Below are 16,994 nucleotides of genomic sequence, written 5' to 3'. Positions count from 1 at the left end.
CGAAAGTTAAATATATTTTTTCCAGTCTGCAATGCAGGCCTGAATCAGCTGGCAGGTTTCATCAAATACTGCCTGATCATGCTGGTAAGGATCGGCCACATTTTTACTTTGCCAGTGCCCGAGCCTAAAGGTTTTACCTTTGGCAAAGGGCCAGGTCTGTTCCACATGTTTTTGCTGATTCTGACTCATCACTAAAATCAGGTCAGCTTTCTTGACCAGCTCGGCATTCAGCTTTCGGGCCACATGCGGGCTCATATCAATCCCTAAACGCTGCATGCACAGGCTGGCTTTGTCATCGGCTGCATGACCGACCAGCCCGGAAATACCGGCAGACTCAATTTGTAAATGCGGAAATTCCTGTTTTAAAAAGTATTCCGCCATCGGGCTACGGCAAATATTGCCAATACAGACCACCAGAATATTGTTAATTTTCATTAGTTCCCCAAACGGTCTAAATTATATAAAGCATTTGAGAATGGAATAATCTGATTCACGACACGTTGCCAGCGCGCAAGACCAGATGCATCGACATAAACAATATCATTACTGCGCATTTTAAACTGATTGGCCAGACCAAAGTCGGCAATACTGGTTAAGTCCAGATGATAGACTTCGGTTTGCGCACCACTTGGTTGACTACGTACCACATAAACTTTGCTGCGGCTGGCCGACAATGGATTTAATCCCAGACTTTCACCGAGCACATCGCTCAGGCTCATGCCCTGATCACGCATAGGCAAGGACTGGTTTTTGCCCGATTCTCCCATCACATAGATCTTCTGGTTTTCGCGGCTGTTTACATAGAGGGTGTCATTCGGTTGAATGAGCAGGTTATGTAAAGAGAAACCGGCTTGTTCCAGTTCAATACTGTTTAAATGATAGGTCTGCCCCTGACGCACCAAGGTAATAGAAGCATTATTGCCTTGCTGGGCATTGACACCACCCGCCAGACCTAAAGCGGTATAGACACTGGTCGGTTGGTCACTTAAATAGAATTGGCCGCCTTTCATTACATTACCCTGTACCGAGTAACGCTGGCCCTGATAAGACAGAACGCGTGCTACTACATCAGGCGTTTTTAAATAACGGGATAACTGACTGCGCAGCTCACGGTTTACCTGACTTAAAGATTTACCGGCAGCTTTATAGCGACCAATAATCGGGAATTGAATATAGCCCTGAGAGTCAATTTGATAACCATTAGCGCGTGCAGATTCATCACTACCCACATTCGTAGAAGCAGGTGTAATTTCAGGATAGGCCCATAAATAGATCGACAGAATGTCGCCTGGACTAAGGTTATAGTTGCGATGTGACTGGGTAAACAGGTGGGCATAATCTTGCTGAATATTGTGTACGGCCGGTTGCAAACCGAGTACAGTATCTTGAGTGAGCCGGACCACATTCACCGAAGTCCCCAAGTCTGTTTGATAGACACCCTCAGAAGGTAAGTCATAGGTCTGTAAACCGGAGGTGACCGCGCACCCGCTTGCTGTCACCAGAAAAGACAGTAGAATTATAGATTTAAATTGTCTCACACGTATTCCCGTTCTCGATTTTTCTAAAATCATAAAAAATAAAAAATAGTTTACCGAAGTTATTTTAAGGGTATATAACAAATTGTAAGTAGATTGCGAAAGTATACGCAAGCACAGGCAGAAAAATGAGGCAAAAAGTATCTAAATTGTGAGACACCGTAAAATTAAATAAAGATCATTTGCAAAAAACTGACACAAAAGGAAGCATTTTAGATTTTTTGGCTAAAAATCATAACAGAACATTCATGATTTTCTGCTAACATTCCCGCCGAAAGATTTACTCTTCATAAGTATAGTATATAAATAAGGCGTTAAAATGCTAAAGCTCTCTGACCTGAAAATTGCCGTAATTGGTTTAGGCTATGTTGGTTTGCCACTTGCCGTGGAATTTGGAAAAAAGGTTCCAGTAATTGGTTTCGATATTCATCAAAAACGGATTGAAGAATTACAAAGTGGTCAAGACCATACTCTAGAAGTATCACCAGAAGAGCTACAACAGGCAACACAACTTTCTTATTCCGCCAATTTGGATGATTTAAAAAGCTGCAACTTTTTTATTGTGACGGTTCCTACGCCAATTGATGACTATAAACAACCCGATTTAACTCCGCTCATTAAGGCTTCGACCAGTATTGGTCAGGTGTTAAAAAAAGGCGATGTGGTGGTGTATGAATCTACTGTATACCCTGGCGCAACTGAAGAAGACTGTATTCCGGTATTGGAAAAAGTTTCAGGTTTAAAATTTAATCAGGATTTCTTTGCCGGTTATAGCCCAGAACGAATTAATCCGGGGGACAAGTTGCATCGTGTCACCAATATTTTAAAAATTACTTCAGGATCTACTCCAGAAGTTGCAGACTTTGTTGATCAGGTTTATAACCTGATTATTGAAGCGGGTACCCATAAAGCAACCAGTATTAAAGTCGCGGAAGCTGCAAAAGTTATTGAAAATACCCAGCGTGACGTCAACATCGCACTCATTAATGAGCTGGCTGTGATCTTTAATAAAATGGGAATTGATACCGAAGCAGTGCTGAAAGCCGCGGGTACAAAGTGGAACTTTTTACCATTCCGCCCGGGTTTGGTTGGTGGCCACTGTATTGGGGTAGACCCGTATTATTTAACCCATAAAGCGCAGTCTATTGGTTATCATCCTGAAATTATCTTGGCAGGTCGCCGTCTCAATGATGGTATGGGAGCTTATGTAGTCACCCAGCTGGTAAAAGCAATGATCAAGAAAAAGATTCAGGTGGAAGGGGCTAAGGTTTTAGTGTTGGGCTTGAGTTTTAAAGAGAATTGCCCGGATATTCGCAATACCAAAATTATTGATATTGTCAATGAGCTACAGGAATATAATATTCAGGCAGATGTTTATGATCCTTGGGTTAATACCCAAGAAGCACAACATGAATACGGTATTACCCCAATTGCAAGCCTAGAACAAGGCCAGTACGATGCCGTCATTTTAGCAGTTGCGCATGAGCAGTTTAAAGCAATGGGAGCTACAGATATTCGTGCTTTAGCCAAACCAGAACATATTTTATATGACTTAAAATATGTATTAGAACAATCTGAATCTGACATCCGTTTATAATATTTAGGGACCTGTATAAGAATGAGCCAATATCAGACTGTATGTGAGCAATTAAAACAAAATCCTAAAACCTGGTTAGTAACAGGTGTAGCAGGTTTTATTGGCTCTAACCTTCTAGAAACCTTGTTAAAATTAGACCAAACTGTGGTAGGGCTAGATAACTTTGCTACAGGTCACCAGCATAATTTAGATGAAGTACAAAGTTTAGTGACACCTGAACAATGGGCAAATTTTAAGTTCTATGAGGGGGATATTCGTAACCTAGAAGACTGCCAGAAGGCTTGTGCAAACGTGGACTATGTCTTGCACCAAGCGGCTTTAGGTTCTGTGCCACGTTCTATTGCGGACCCAATTACCACCAATGCAGCCAACATTACAGGTTTTTTAAATATGTTGGTGGCGGCCCGTGATGCAAATGTATCTAGCTTTACTTATGCCGCCAGTAGTTCTACCTATGGTGATCATCCTGCATTGCCAAAAGTGGAGGAAAATATTGGCAACCCACTTTCGCCTTATGCGGTAACCAAATATGTAAATGAGTTATATGCAGATGTATTTGCACGCACATATGGTTTTAAGGCAATTGGTTTGCGTTACTTTAATGTCTTTGGCAAGCGCCAGGACCCAAATGGGGCCTATGCTGCAGTCATTCCAAAATGGACAGCAGCTGTGATTGCGGGTGATGATGTATTCATTAATGGTGATGGTGAAACCAGTCGTGATTTCTGTTTTGTTGAAAATACGGTACAAGCCAATATTTTGGCAGCAACCACACAAAATGAACAAGCAAAAAATCAAGTTTATAACGTAGCAGTGGGTGACAGAACAACATTAAATGATTTATTTAATGCGATTAAAATAGCACTCAATGAAAATGGAGTGACTTACACTAAAGATCCTATTTATAGAGAGTTTCGTGCTGGTGATGTCCGACATTCACAAGCCAATATTAAAAAAATTCAAAAAATGCTAGGTTATGAGGCTAAATATGATATCCAAGAGGGTATTGATTTAGCAATGAACTGGTATAGCTCTAAGCTTTAGTTATAAAAATCATATGATTGATAAGCGAGTCTTCAAAAATTCAGCATTCTTATATATGCGAATGTTGCTACTAATAGTAATTACACTTTTTACAACCAAACTTTTATTAGAGTATTTGGGTGTTGTTGATTTTGGAGTTTACTCGTTAGTATGGGGGGTGGTGCTGCTTTTAGGTTTTTTTAATAACTCTATCACTAACTCAGTTCAAAGATTTTTAAATGTTAATCTGGCCGATAAAAATAAAGCTAAATTAATAGAAATATATAGTGTGAGTAATATAGTTTTTTTTGCTTTAGGTATTTTTCTGGCTTTTATATTGATTTTTTTTAAAGATATTTTTTTCTTTAAGTTTTTAAATATACCACTTAATAGAGTTGAGGTGGCAAATCAAATTTATTACTTAATGGTAGGTAGTTTTTTTATCAACTTCTTGTCATTAAATTTTCATTCGTGTCTAATCTCGATGGAAAGATTTTCATTTTATGCATTCATTACAGTTCTTGAAGGACTGTTGAAATTGTTTTCAGTATTTTTATTGTCTTACTTTCCAGAAAAACTATACCACTATAGTTTGTTTTTATTGATTTCTAGTTTTTTTATTTTTATTACTTTATTTTTATATTGTAGATTTAGGATTTATTTTTGTAAATTTCAGCTGATCAAGAATTTAGTATCCTATAAAGAAATTTTAGGTTTTATTTCTTGGAATGTCTTTGGTAGTTTTGGTGTTGTAATTAGTGTTCAAGGGATTCCATTAGTAGCAAACATTTTTTATGGTGTTGTTGTTAATGGGAGTTTAAGTATTGCAAATCAATTAAATGCTTTAATTGGAACAGTCACAAGTAATTTTCAAAAAGCATTTTCCCCTTATTTAATGAAAACTTTTGTAAGTAATGAAAGTGTTGATTTAAAAATTTTTTCTTTAACAAAAGTGAGTGTTATATTTTATGCAATAGCTGGTTTGCCATTAATTTTTTATGCACATGAGATATTATTAATTTGGTTGAATAGGGTTCCAGTTTATGTTGAAGGGATTATTAAAATCTCTGCAATTATATCTCTACTTGAAGTAATGGCGGGGCCTTTGTGGATGTTAATACAGGCCGAAGGGAATATTAGACGGTATCAGTTTTGTGTTTTCTTTGTGATGATGTTTAGTGTGCCTATATCTTATGTTTTATTATATTTTAAATTTGATATTTATGATGTTTGGTATATTTTGTTACTCTTAAATCTGATTCTATTGTTTTTAAGAATATATTTTGTAAGTGAGATAGTAGGTAATAATTTTTTTAAAAATTATTTAAAAAAGGTAATGTTGCCAGTTGTAATGTTTTTAAGTATGGGTTCATTGTCTTTTTTAATGCTAAGCTCATTTAATGTAAGTGAAAATTTATTAAATTTGATTGTTTTAAATATTTTTGGCATTTTTTTTATAGTGGTTTGGGCATTTTTTCTATTATTTGACTCTCAGCAAAGAGAAAGTATTTGTCAATTAATAGTAAAATTGCTAAGAAAAAACAAAGGGTGATTTTTAATGAAATATTCTATTATGACATATGCTGAGGGAGATCGCTGGTTTAATATTGGCGATTATATTCAAAGTTTGGCTGCAAAGCAGTTTTTACCTCAGGTTGATAGTTATGTAAACCGTGAGTGTTTAGGGCAATATAATGGTGAGATATCTAAAATTATTTTAAATGGATGGTTTACTCATCATCCTGAGACTTGGGTGCCTTCATCTCAATTAGAGCCTTTATTTGTTTCTTTACATATTAATAGCTCAGCTGCAGATCGTATGTTAAGTGAGTCAGGTATTGCATATTTAAAAAAACATGAGCCAATAGGCTGTCGTGATCATTACACAGTTAGATTATTAGAAAGTAAAGGCATCAAAGCTTATTTTACGGGTTGCCTTACATTAACCTTAGATTCTTATGCTAAAAAAGATTCTATAGAAAATGATGGGAAAATTTATATTGTCGACCCCTTATATGGTTTTCCAAATAAGGAACGTATTTTTACTAATACTAAAAGTTTAGTTAAAGGTATTATAAAAGGTGATATTTTTAATATGAATTTAACTAATTATTTTATGAAAAAAATATTTTCTAAAAGTTTATTAGATCAAGCTGAATATATAAAACAAGAGCTACCAAAAGATACTTATACAGAGGATGAGAAATTTATTTTAGCTGAAGAGCTATTAAAAAAATACTCAACCGCTAAATTAGTCATTACCTCGCGTATACATTGTGCTTTACCGTGTTTAGCACTGGGTACACCTGTTATTTACTTGAATGGATTTGAAAAGGAATTTGATGCATGTCGTATGGAGGGGTTGTCTGAGCTATTTCATACAATTAATGTAAATAGAAAAACAAAAGAGATTTCACCTAATTTTTCAATTACAGGCTTAATTGATGAAAATACTACTTTAGTTAATAAATCAGATTACTTGATCTTAGCAAATGAATTAAAGAAAACAGTTAGTACTTTTATCAGTAATTAATTATAAGGTGTTATTTTGAAAAAAGTTTGCTTCTTAATAGGAAATTTAAGTAATTCAGGCGGCACAGAAAGAGTAACTACATTAATTTCCAATGTATTAGCTCAGAAAAATTTTCAAGTATCCATTTTAAGTCTTACTGATGGAAAGCAGCCTTTTTTTGAGCTAAAACATGATATTAAGATATATTCACTTTATCCCCAAAAGATTTCTTTCAAAAAAAATTTTTTGGGTACTGTGTGGCGTATTCGTAAATTTGTTACACAGCAACAGATTGATACTTTAATCGTAGTTGACAGTATTGCCTGTATTTTCACCATACCAGCTTTATTAGGTTTAAGAGTTAAACATATTTCTTGGGAGCATTTTAATTTTAATAACAATAATGGAGTCAAATTTAGAGATCTATCCCGAAAACTTGCAGCAAAATATTGTGATTATGTGATAACTTTAACTGAAAAAGATAAAATTTTATGGCAAAATGATTTAAAAAATATCAATGCACAAGTTATTGCTATATCAAATCCTTGCCCGTTCCCGATTATTCAAAATTATACAACAGAAAAAAATACAAAAATTGTATTAGCTGTTGGTCGACTTACTCACGTTAAGGGTTTTGATATGTTACTAGAAGCATGGCTCCATGTTCATGAATTTATGCCCGAATGGAAATTGAAAATTGTTGGTGAGGGAGAAGATAGACAAAAGTTGACTAATTTTATTTATAATAATGATTTGATTAGTAGTGTAGAGTTAGTAGGTAATACTAGTAATGTAAAAAATTACTATGAGCAAGCTGAAATTTTATGTTTGAGCTCACGTTTTGAAGGATTTCCTATGGTTCTCTTAGAAGCTCAGGCTTTTGGCTTGCCTGTAGTTGCATTTGATTGTGAAACTGGTCCTGCAGAAATATTAGCTGATACAGACTCTATTCTCGTTCCTCAAAATAATATTAATCTCTTTGCATCTTCATTAATTGACTTGATGAAAAATGAGGAAAAAAGAAAGTTAATTAATTTCAAAAGTAAGGAGAAAGCCAAAATTTATCAGCCACGATCTATAATTGAGCAATGGATTAAGCTGTTAGATAGTCTTTAATCTTTACATGTCTAAATTTTATTAATTATTTTTGAGTAAAACATGAATATTCTTCATATTATATCTGCTCCTGCATCTGGTGGTGCTGAAGTTTATGTAAAAGATTTAGCTAAGTGTTTAGCTAGCCAAGGTCATAATTTACATATAGCATTTTTAAGTAATGCATCTGATGTAGGTAGAGATCCTGTATATGAAGAGAATTTTCTAAATGATTTAAAGTCCTCAGGAGTCAATATTTATATCATTGGTAACGAAACTCGTAAAAAACCATGGTTAGGTATGCTTCGTATCAAAAGGTATATTTCTGATCATAATATTGATATTTGTCATACTCATTTAGCTTTTGGGATAATATTTACTGCTTTAAGCTCAGTTCCTGTTGTTTATACCCATCACTCTATGGAACCACGGTGGGGAAAACTTTTATATCAAGTTTTCAATCGACTTGTAGATGAATATGTTGGTATTTCCAACAAATGTGCTAAAGCTTTAGAAAGCTATACTATGCGTAATATCAATACAATCCCAAATGCTGTTTCAGAAGATAAATTTATTGGATATAAGCGTATTAGATCACCAAATGATATTATTAATATTGTAATGGTTGGTCGCATATCAGAGCAAAAAGATTATATGAACATGCTTATAGCTCTGACTTTATTAGATGAAAAGTTGAAAAATAAACTTAAAGTACGAATAGCAGGTGAAGGCGCCCCTGTTTTAAAATCCCAACTTATTGGTTTTATTGAAAATAATGGAATGGAAAATATTGTTGATTTTGTTGGTGTTAAAACAAATATTCCAGAATTTCTATACCAAGCAGATGTGTTTCTTATGAGTTCGGCTTGGGAAGGGTTACCTATAGCTTTAACGGAAGCTGCAGTGTCTGGGTTGCCTTGTATTGTAACAGATGTTGGTGGATGTGCTGAAGTTATTGAGAATAGTAAAAATGGTATAGTTGTACCTCCTAAAAATTCAAAGGCTTTGGCTGATGCTATAATTCATCTTATTAATCAACCTAAACTTATAGAAGAGTATTCTAGAAATGCGATTCAGAGTTCTACTCAGTATTCAATTTCTAAATCAGCAAAACTTCATTTAGATTTATATAGTAGCATACTAAGCAAGTAAACGTTGATTATTTATATTGTTTAATTTATACAAATATTGAGCTTGAAAATGTCACTTAAAGAAAGTCTGGTTCGTTTTAGCCCTCATTTTATTCAAAATTTAGCCGTTACATTATTTAATGTCTATCAATATAAGATCAGACATGGTGGGAGTTATAACTCTTTTAGAGAGTACTATAAAAAAGTAGAGAATTTTTCAGAAAAAGAATTAGAACAGGAAATTAATATCAAGAAAGACAATTTTTTTTCTTATGTTATAAATAATTCAGAATGGTATAAAGAAGAAAAATTAGACATTTTAGAGCGTGTTAAAATTCTTGAAAAAGAAGATATTATTAATCATTTAAATAAAATAAAGACTATAAGCGAGTCAGACGGTATCGTGAGTTTAACAGGAGGTACAACAGGTGCCTCTATGAAAGTAATTTATACAAAAAAAGATATGCAAGAACGCTTTGCGATACTTGATCATTTTCGTGCACAACACGGTTATGAGCTAGGTAAAAAAACAGCTTGGTTTTCTGGTAAAAATTTAATCACTCAAAAGGATATAGAGAAAGGTATTTGTTCACATTACGATTTTGTCAATAAAATTAGATTCTATTCCACTTTTTTAATCAACGAAAAAAATTTTGATGTGTATTGGAAGTCTTTAAATGAATTTCAACCTGACTTTTTGGTTGGTTTTCCATCGAGTGTTTTTGAAATTTGTCAAATTGCAAAGGCTAAAGGTTTAAAGTATACAGGTAAAGCGAAAGTTTTTTTCCCAACAGCAGAAACGGTCTTGGCAGAACATAGACAGGTGATTTCTGAGGTTTTAGGATGTAAGTTAGTAGATCAGTATGCCTCTTCAGAGGGGGCGCCATTTATTTTAGAATGCAGTGCTGGGCATTTACATATTCATCCTTTAACAGGAATTTTTGAAGTTGTAGATGATAATTTAGAGCCAGCACAATCAGGGCAAATATTGGTGACGTCTTTTACAACCCACGGTACACCACTCATAAGATATAGAATTGGGGATTCAATTACTTTAGGTGACGCTTCAAAGCAATGCGAATGTGGCTCTATTTTTCCGTTAGTAGAGCAGCTAGAGGGGCGTACTAACGATTATATTCTTTCACCCACTCATGGCAAAGTGAATTTAGGTAACATTAGTAATTCTACTAAAGATACAAAAGGTATCGTATGCTTCCAACTTATTCAAGATAGAATTGATCATATTGAAGTAAAGCTTGTAGTCAATAAAGAGTATAACACTGCACAAGAGTCTAATTTTATTTCGGCATTGAGAGAAAGAGTTGGTGATGAGATTGAATTAAATATTAGATATGTTGAAGTTATTGATAAAGAGAAAAGTGGGAAGTTTCGAATTGTTAAGAACCTAATAGGTAAATAAAATGTTTACTTTTGACTACTATCAATTACTATTGACTATAATGTTGGTTATAGTAACTATTTTGTTATCATTTATTATTGGGTTTCGAGAAAAAAGAGATATTTTAATTGTTTCTGCGTTAGCCATTTGGCATACTTTGTTTTGTTTGATTTATTATATTTTTAGTTTTTTTAATACAGTTGACTCAATAGCTTATTATGAAAAAACTCTTTTAGGTTACTATGAGTTTTATCCTGGTTCAAGATTTGTAGTTTTTGTTTCAGGATTATTTTATACACTATTTGATGCCAGTTATTTAAACTCTTTTTTATTTTTTAATATTTTTGGTGTGCTAGGTTTAATATTTTTATATAAAGTATTAAAGCCATATTTATTGTTTTTAGGGTCTTTTTGGTTTTTGGTTCTTTTTATTCCTTCCATGAGTTTTTGGAGTTCAGCATTAGGGAAGGACTCAATAGTATTCTTTGGGGTTTGCCTCTTTTTATATTCTGTAGTTAATAATAAATTCAAGCTTTTATTGCCGTTGGCATTTTTCTCCATTTTTATGGTTCGGCCACATATAGCATTAATGATAATAATTTCCTACTTTCTTTATATTGTTGTTGTATCTAGAGTTAATCTAATTATAAAAACAATCACAGTTTTTATAGTTTTACTCAGTCTTTATTCAGCATTAGGTTTTATAAAAGAGTATGTGGGATTAGACGATGTATCTTTAACAGGAGTGTCTGACTATGTTGATAATCGTCAAAGTTTAAACCAAGGGGGGGGATCTTCTTTTGATCTTTCTTCGATGAGCTATCCATTGCAAATGTTTACTTATGTTTTTAGACCATTACCTTTTGATGCATATAGCGGATTAACATTATTGACATCAATCGAGAATACAATTTTATTAGTCATATTTTCATATACTTTATATAAGGCTAAATTAAAAGTCTTTTTTGAGGGGGTGAATTTCTGGTTAGTTATATATGCTTTTTTAGTATGTACAGTTCTTGCACTAACTACAGCAAACCTTGGTATTGCTACTCGTCAAAAATGGATGTTTATGCCTATATTTATTTATTTGATGATATATGTTTTATACAGATATAAAGTTAGAAAAAATACTTGATATAAATTTAGGTTTAATATGAAAATTATATATATTGTAAATATAGACTGGTTTTTTATCTCTCACAGGTTGCCTATAGCGCTTGAAGCTTTAAAACAAGGGCATGAAGTACATATTTTTGCTAAAGATACTGGTAGAATGAGTTATCTTGAATCTTTAGGTCTAAAAGTTCATCCTATCAACCTTGAAAGAGGTAGTGTTAATCCCGCTCAAACATTAAAATTACTTTTTGATTTAAAAAATAAACTTAAAAAAATTCAACCAGATGTGGTTCATTTGGTTACTATTAAACCTGTGCTTATTGGTGGCTTGGCCTCAATTTTGGCTAAAGTGCCTGCTATTGTTTATGCAATTTCAGGGCTTGGCTTTATTTTTACTAATACCATGTTAAAAGCTAAAATTCTACGCTTAGGTATCATTCCTCTATATCGACTTGCGCTGAGTGCTAAAAATAAAACAGTTATTGTTCAAAATTTAGATGATTTAAGAATATTACGCCAATATGTAGCGATTCCAGAGTCACAGACAGTACTAATTCCTGGCTCTGGTGTAGATCTACAACAATTTGATATTCAGCCGCTGCCTTTAAGAAACAAAATAGTGCTAATGGCTTGTCGTTTATTGGCAGATAAAGGTGTATATGAATTTCATAAGAGTGTCCTATTATTGAAAGAACGATACCCTGACGTAAGATTTGTTTTAGTTGGCGGTATTGATCCTGATAATCCTGCCTCCTTAACTGAACAAGAGTTAAATGAATGGGTACAAAAAGGAGATTTGGAGTGGTGGGGACATCAAAGCAATATGCCTGAAGTTTTAAGTCAGGCTACGGTAGTAGTTTTACCTTCATATCGTGAAGGCATGCCAAAGGTATTGTTAGAAGCGCAAGCTTTGGGGCGGCCTATTGTAACTACAGATGTGCCAGGCTGTCGTGAAGCCATAGAAAATAATAAAACAGGTTTTCTAGTAACGGTAAAAGATGAACAAAGCTTAGCAAATGCGATTGAAAAATTAATCACTAATGATGATTTGTGTTTAGAGTTTGGCCATAATGCCCGGCTTTTAGCAGAGCAGAAATTTGATATAAAGCAAGTTGTAAAAACACATATGAATATTTATGAAAAATTAGTGCAGAATTCACATGCAAAATAAAATATTAATTACAGGCAGTAACGGTTTCCTCGGTCAATACTTATCACAATTCTTGGCTGAAAAAGGCGATTCAGTTTTAGCGCATACACGTAAAGCCCAAACATTTGATCATCCAAATATTAGTAATATCAATTTTGACCTAAATGACAATTTAGACCATATTGATTTGAGTGAGGTTGAGGTTATTATTCACTGTGCAGGTCGTGCGCATGTCATGCATGAAACTGCATCATCACCACTTGAAGCATATCGCCAAACCAATGTACAAGGCACATTAAACCTTGCACAAAAAGCAGTACAAAGTGGCGTTAAACGCTTTATTTACTTAAGCAGCATTAAAGTCAATGGTGAACAAACCACCACGCAAGCCTTTTGTCCTAATGACGATGTCCACACAGATGACCCGTATGGCTTATCTAAATATGAAGCAGAACAAGCCTTATTAGAGCTTTCTAAGAATACTGGCTTAGAAGTTGTTATTATTCGTCCAGTACTCATTTATGGACCAAACGTAAAAGCCAACTTTAAAAGTATGGTGAACTTGGCAAGTAAAAAACTCCCTTTACCGATTGGTTGCTTAGACAATAAACGCAGTATGGTGAGTGTTTATAATTTGGCTGACCTTATTCATACTTGTATGACCCACCCAAATGCGAACCGTGAAGTATTTTTAGCCAGTGATCAGGATGACATTTCAGTCAAACAATTATTTGAAAAATTAGCAAAATATCAAAATAATCAATTGCTAATGCTACCTGTACCAAAAAGCTTGATCAGCTTTATGGCAAGCTTGGTGGGGAAAAAAGCAGTGGCTTCACGTTTATGTTCAGAACTGGTGGTAGATACCACTAAAAATACACAACTTTTAGGTTGGACAGCACCGTATAATGTCGATACAAGCCTAGAAAAAATGTTTAACACAGCGCATCAAAACTGAGCCTAGTCACAAATATGTCCATGCTATCCCTTTTTATTTTCTTTTTACTTGCGTTTGCGATGACCTATTTCATGCGCGCCTACGCCCTCAAGAAAAATATAATAGACAACCCCAATGAACGTAGCTCCCACAGTGTACCCACGCCCCGCGGTGGTGGGGTTGCGGTGGTGTGTAGCTACTTATTGGCACTTACGGTGTTGATCTATAGCCAACAATTGACTCTACATATTGGTTTAACCCTCATGGCTGCAGGTTTTGTTATCGCTTTACTGGGCTTTTTAGATGACCATGGCCATATCAATTCTATGCTGCGCTTAGCCATACATTTTTTAGTGGCGATTAGCGTGGTGATCAGCTTAGGAGGCTTTAGCGAAGTTACAGCTTTTAATGGTCTAGCACTTGGGTTTAGTGCCAATATTATTGCTGTACTGTTTTTGGTGTGGTTATTAAACTTATATAACTTTATGGATGGCATTAACGGCATTGCCAGTGTCGAAGCCATTACCACTGTCGTTAGTATGGCCATTTTGTATTATGTACTGAATACAACATTAAACTCCGACATACACTGGTTATTGGCAGCCTGTGTATTTGGCTTTTTACTGTGGAACTTTCCCAAGGCTAAAATTTTTATGGGTGATGCCTGTAGCGGATTTCTCGGCCTCACTTTGGGTATTTTGGCGCTCATCGCCCTCAAAGAAAATTTAGCCCTTTTTTGTGCATGGATTATTTGTTTAGGGGTGTTTGTGGTGGATGCTACCTATACGCTTATTAAGCGCGTGCTGAGCGGCTATAAAATGTATGATGCCCATCGTAGTCATAGTTATCAAATCTTATCGCGTAAATGGGGTAGTCATACGCCTGTGACATTGGCTGTAGCAGCGATTAACCTATTGTGGTTATTGCCACTAGCCTATTATACCGTTACCCAGCCATTGGCTTATCCGGAATTTATGGTATTGGTGGCCTATTTACCGCTTGTATTAATTGCAATGAAATTAAAAGCAGGACATCCAGATGCCTAAAAAAAATCTGCTGATTCTGGGGGCAGGGGGCTTTGGTCAATCCATTGCTGAAGTAGCAGCGTTATCTGCACAATGGCAGCAAATTTACTTTGTGGATGACCGCTGGCCTGAGCAAAAACAAGTAGGCCAATATTCAATCATCTCAAATATTCAAAACTTGTCTCAGCTTCAGCAAGAAAATGTGGAGGCAATTGTTGCGGTCGGAAATAACCAAATACGACAAAAATGGCAACAATTACTGCTTGATTTATCAATACCACTCGCCACTATCATACATCCACAGGCTGTAATTTCACCTTCTGCTCAAATTGGTCAGGGGGTAAGTATTATGGCAGGGTGTATAATTGGCACGAATACGATTATTCAAGATGGTGTGCTTCTTAATATTGGGACCTTGCTAGATCATGATGTGGTGATCGAACACTTTAGTCATTTAAGTGTTGGCGTAAACATCGCAGGCGGACAGAGAATTCCGTCTGGCTCTTTTTTAGAGGTGGGAACCCGTATTGGACATAAATCTTAATAACAAATTCTTTAAATTAAGATATGACTTATTGAAAACTATATGAAATCCATCGTTATTCCTCTCGTCGAATCCCCCCGTGCTGCCAAATTGGCTTTTCTGGTCATTCTGGATTTCTGTGTATTTCCAGTGCTAATCTGGCTGTGTTATGCCATTCGTCAGTTTGACCTTGGTGCAGAGGTGGTGCCGAATATTCCGTTTGGTTCACTGTGGGTCAGTGCAATTGCGGTTATCCTGCTGTTTGTGTTTGGGGTGTACCGCTTTATTGTACGTACCTACAATGAAGTGTTTATGGTCAAACTGGGGCTAGCGACCTTTCTGGCGGTAGCGGGACTCTATGCCTTGGCCTATTTAACAGATGCTTTTATTCCAACCTCAATTCCATTGATGTTCGGCTTTATGATGTTCGCCTGGGTGTGGTTTAGCCGTGGGATCATCCGTTTTATTGTCCGTTCTTATGTGCAGGCGGGCGTACCGAAAAAACGCATCGCGATTTATGGGGCAGGCAATGCTGGCCAGCAGGTCGCTGCGACCTTAAACCGCTCTAATGAACATTTACCCATTTTCTTTATTGATGATAATCCATCTTTAAGTGGACAGAATATTGGCGGGATTGATGTCTATTTGCCGGAAACAGCGCTTAAATGTTTTGGTAAATTGCGGATTGATGAAATCCTGATTGCTCTACCCTCTGTGGGGCGTAGCCGCAAAAGTGAAATCGTTAAATTTCTGGAACCGGCACATTTAAAAATTACTGAAATTCCGGGCCTGACCAAACTGGTGGATGGTGAAATCCGCGTTTCCGATATTCAGGAAGTTGATATTATTGACTTGCTGGGCCGTGATCCGGTGCCGCCTGTGGCAGAGCTGCTGGAAAAAAATATTAAAGATAAAGTGGTAATGGTCACAGGTGCTGGGGGTTCAATTGGTTCCGAGCTATGCCGCCAGATTATTAAAAACCAGCCACAGAAACTGGTGATTTATGAGCTGACCGAATTTGCCCTGTACAGTATTGATAAAGAACTGCGTCTGGCATCCAATGTCGAAATTATCCCGATTCTGGGTACGGTTCTGGATCAGGCTAAACTGGAACGGATTATTGAACAGTATGCGGTGCAGACCGTCTATCATGCGGCGGCCTATAAGCATGTGCCACTGGTAGAATGTAACCCGATTGCTGGCCTGAAAAATAATGCAATTGGTACCGCTTTTAGTTTGAATGCAGCCGTCAAAAATGGCGTTGAAACCTTTGTACTGATTTCAACCGATAAAGCCGTACGTCCGACCAATGTCATGGGTGCATCGAAACGTATGGCCGAGCTGTACTGTCAGGCCATGGCAGAAGCGCAGGACCAGACCCAGATCAGTATTGTACGTTTTGGGAACGTGCTCGGTTCATCGGGTTCTGTGGTGCCATTATTTAAACAGCAGATTGCCAAAGGCGGCCCGATTACCGTGACCCATCCGGATGTGACCCGTTTCTTTATGACCATTCCTGAAGCCTCACAGCTGGTGATTCAGGCTGGTGCCTTGGGTCATGGTGGCGATGTGTTCCTGCTGGATATGGGCGAGCCGGTACGGATTCAGGATCTGGCCCGTCAGATGATTGCGCTCAGTGGCCTGAAAGTGCGTGAAGCCGACAGTCAGGATGGTGATATTGAAATCCAGTACTCCGGTTTACGTCCCGGTGAAAAACTTTACGAAGAATTACTGATTGATGCCGATAATACCGAAGTGACGCAACACAGCCGGATTTTACGTTCTTATGAAAAAATGTATCCTCTGGATGAGTTATTGCAGGTCTTTGAGCGCTTCAATGATTTAACTGCGGTGCAATCGGATATTGATTGGGCATTAAGCCAGCTGGAGCACTATGTTGATGGCTATCAACGTGGTAAAGAAGTTAAAGTAAATTAAAATATTGAGAT

At 36.2% G+C, this 16,994-nt stretch carries 15 protein-coding genes; 13 read left to right on the top strand and 2 right to left on the bottom strand.

The features are described from left to right. Window positions 1–6 precede the first annotated feature (6 nt). Both VF685_RS11200 and VF685_RS11195 read right to left on the bottom strand, forming a co-directional pair. The gene (locus VF685_RS11200; protein WP_004814137.1) at window positions 7–435 is read right to left on the bottom strand and encodes a low molecular weight protein-tyrosine-phosphatase; all 429 of its coding nucleotides are present in this window, start codon (window positions 433–435) and stop codon (window positions 7–9) included. Then, window positions 435–1,538, bottom strand: coding sequence for a polysaccharide biosynthesis/export family protein (locus VF685_RS11195; RefSeq protein WP_440203645.1), 1,104 nt, complete (start codon window positions 1,536–1,538; stop codon window positions 435–437). Before VF685_RS11195 ends, VF685_RS11200 begins: the two co-directional genes overlap by 1 nt. A gap of 316 nt (window positions 1,539–1,854) precedes the next feature. On the opposite strand from VF685_RS11195, the gene tviB reads away from it, so the two are divergent. The 13 genes from tviB to VF685_RS11130 are packed head-to-tail and all read left to right on the top strand — an operon-like array spanning window position 1,855 to window position 16,983. Next, on the top strand, window positions 1,855–3,132 hold the full coding sequence (gene tviB, locus VF685_RS11190; RefSeq protein ID WP_440203644.1) for a Vi polysaccharide biosynthesis UDP-N-acetylglucosamine C-6 dehydrogenase TviB: 1,278 nt from the start codon (window positions 1,855–1,857) through the stop codon (window positions 3,130–3,132). A 21-nt stretch (window positions 3,133–3,153) separates the two neighbouring features. Beyond that, window positions 3,154–4,176: an NAD-dependent epimerase/dehydratase family protein gene (locus tag VF685_RS11185; RefSeq protein ID WP_440203643.1), complete on the top strand. Its 1,023-nt coding sequence runs from the start codon at window positions 3,154–3,156 to the stop codon at window positions 4,174–4,176. Window positions 4,177–4,189: 13 nt separating this feature from the next. Beyond that, on the top strand, window positions 4,190–5,707 hold the full coding sequence (locus VF685_RS11180; protein WP_440203642.1) for a hypothetical protein: 1,518 nt from the start codon (window positions 4,190–4,192) through the stop codon (window positions 5,705–5,707). 6 nt (window positions 5,708–5,713) lie between these two features. Beyond that, window positions 5,714–6,688, top strand: coding sequence for a polysaccharide pyruvyl transferase family protein (locus VF685_RS11175; protein WP_440203641.1), 975 nt, complete (start codon window positions 5,714–5,716; stop codon window positions 6,686–6,688). 15 nt (window positions 6,689–6,703) lie between these two features. Then, window positions 6,704–7,783 carry a glycosyltransferase family 4 protein gene (locus tag VF685_RS11170; RefSeq protein ID WP_440203640.1) on the top strand — a complete coding sequence of 360 codons (1,080 nt, stop codon included), beginning with the start codon at window positions 6,704–6,706 and terminating at the stop codon, window positions 7,781–7,783. A 42-nt stretch (window positions 7,784–7,825) separates the two neighbouring features. Continuing rightward, window positions 7,826–8,914, top strand: coding sequence for a glycosyltransferase family 4 protein (locus VF685_RS11165; RefSeq protein ID WP_440203639.1), 1,089 nt, complete (start codon window positions 7,826–7,828; stop codon window positions 8,912–8,914). Between the two features lie 48 nt (window positions 8,915–8,962). Next, a complete protein-coding gene (locus VF685_RS11160; protein WP_440203638.1) occupies window positions 8,963–10,312 on the top strand; it encodes a phenylacetate--CoA ligase family protein in 1,350 nt (449 codons plus the stop codon). A gap of 1 nt (window position 10,313) precedes the next feature. Then, window positions 10,314–11,429 (top strand): hypothetical protein, encoded by a 1,116-nt coding sequence (locus tag VF685_RS11155; RefSeq protein ID WP_440203637.1) that lies wholly within the window; start codon window positions 10,314–10,316, stop codon window positions 11,427–11,429. Window positions 11,430–11,447: 18 nt separating this feature from the next. Further along, window positions 11,448–12,581, top strand: a complete 1,134-nt coding sequence (locus VF685_RS11150; protein WP_440203636.1) for a glycosyltransferase family 4 protein — start codon at window positions 11,448–11,450, stop codon at window positions 12,579–12,581. Then, window positions 12,571–13,518 (top strand): NAD-dependent epimerase/dehydratase family protein, encoded by a 948-nt coding sequence (locus tag VF685_RS11145; RefSeq protein WP_168370279.1) that lies wholly within the window; start codon window positions 12,571–12,573, stop codon window positions 13,516–13,518. Before VF685_RS11150 ends, VF685_RS11145 begins: the two co-directional genes overlap by 11 nt. A gap of 14 nt (window positions 13,519–13,532) precedes the next feature. Further along, on the top strand, window positions 13,533–14,543 hold the full coding sequence (locus tag VF685_RS11140; RefSeq protein WP_440203635.1) for an MraY family glycosyltransferase: 1,011 nt from the start codon (window positions 13,533–13,535) through the stop codon (window positions 14,541–14,543). After that, the gene (locus VF685_RS11135) at window positions 14,536–15,066 is read left to right on the top strand and encodes an acetyltransferase (protein ID WP_156188687.1); all 531 of its coding nucleotides are present in this window, start codon (window positions 14,536–14,538) and stop codon (window positions 15,064–15,066) included. Before VF685_RS11140 ends, VF685_RS11135 begins: the two co-directional genes overlap by 8 nt. Window positions 15,067–15,108: 42 nt before the next feature. Further along, window positions 15,109–16,983 carry a polysaccharide biosynthesis protein gene (locus VF685_RS11130; protein WP_440203634.1) on the top strand — a complete coding sequence of 625 codons (1,875 nt, stop codon included), beginning with the start codon at window positions 15,109–15,111 and terminating at the stop codon, window positions 16,981–16,983. Window positions 16,984–16,994: the final 11 nt, after the last annotated feature.

The organism is Acinetobacter sp. Brlt_5 (genome assembly GCF_051949055.1).
Taxonomy (GTDB): Bacteria; Pseudomonadota; Gammaproteobacteria; order Pseudomonadales; family Moraxellaceae; genus Acinetobacter; species Acinetobacter indicus.
The sequence above is the reverse complement of the archived record's forward strand: the minus strand, read 5'-3'. Positions and strand labels throughout refer to the sequence as shown.

Coding starts and splice junctions, on each gene's coding strand:
- VF685_RS11200 (WP_004814137.1), bottom strand. CDS start 435: ATGAAAATTAACAATATTCTGGTGGTCTGTATTGGCAATATTTGCCGT.
- tviB (WP_440203644.1), top strand. CDS start 1,855: ATGCTAAAGCTCTCTGACCTGAAAATTGCCGTAATTGGTTTAGGCTAT.
- VF685_RS11185 (WP_440203643.1), top strand. CDS start 3,154: ATGAGCCAATATCAGACTGTATGTGAGCAATTAAAACAAAATCCTAAA.
- VF685_RS11180 (WP_440203642.1), top strand. CDS start 4,190: ATGATTGATAAGCGAGTCTTCAAAAATTCAGCATTCTTATATATGCGA.
- VF685_RS11175 (WP_440203641.1), top strand. CDS start 5,714: ATGAAATATTCTATTATGACATATGCTGAGGGAGATCGCTGGTTTAAT.
- VF685_RS11165 (WP_440203639.1), top strand. CDS start 7,826: ATGAATATTCTTCATATTATATCTGCTCCTGCATCTGGTGGTGCTGAA.
- VF685_RS11160 (WP_440203638.1), top strand. CDS start 8,963: ATGTCACTTAAAGAAAGTCTGGTTCGTTTTAGCCCTCATTTTATTCAA.
- VF685_RS11155 (WP_440203637.1), top strand. CDS start 10,314: ATGTTTACTTTTGACTACTATCAATTACTATTGACTATAATGTTGGTT.
- VF685_RS11150 (WP_440203636.1), top strand. CDS start 11,448: ATGAAAATTATATATATTGTAAATATAGACTGGTTTTTTATCTCTCAC.
- VF685_RS11145 (WP_168370279.1), top strand. CDS start 12,571: ATGCAAAATAAAATATTAATTACAGGCAGTAACGGTTTCCTCGGTCAA.
- VF685_RS11140 (WP_440203635.1), top strand. CDS start 13,533: ATGTCCATGCTATCCCTTTTTATTTTCTTTTTACTTGCGTTTGCGATG.
- VF685_RS11135 (WP_156188687.1), top strand. CDS start 14,536: ATGCCTAAAAAAAATCTGCTGATTCTGGGGGCAGGGGGCTTTGGTCAA.
- VF685_RS11130 (WP_440203634.1), top strand. CDS start 15,109: ATGAAATCCATCGTTATTCCTCTCGTCGAATCCCCCCGTGCTGCCAAA.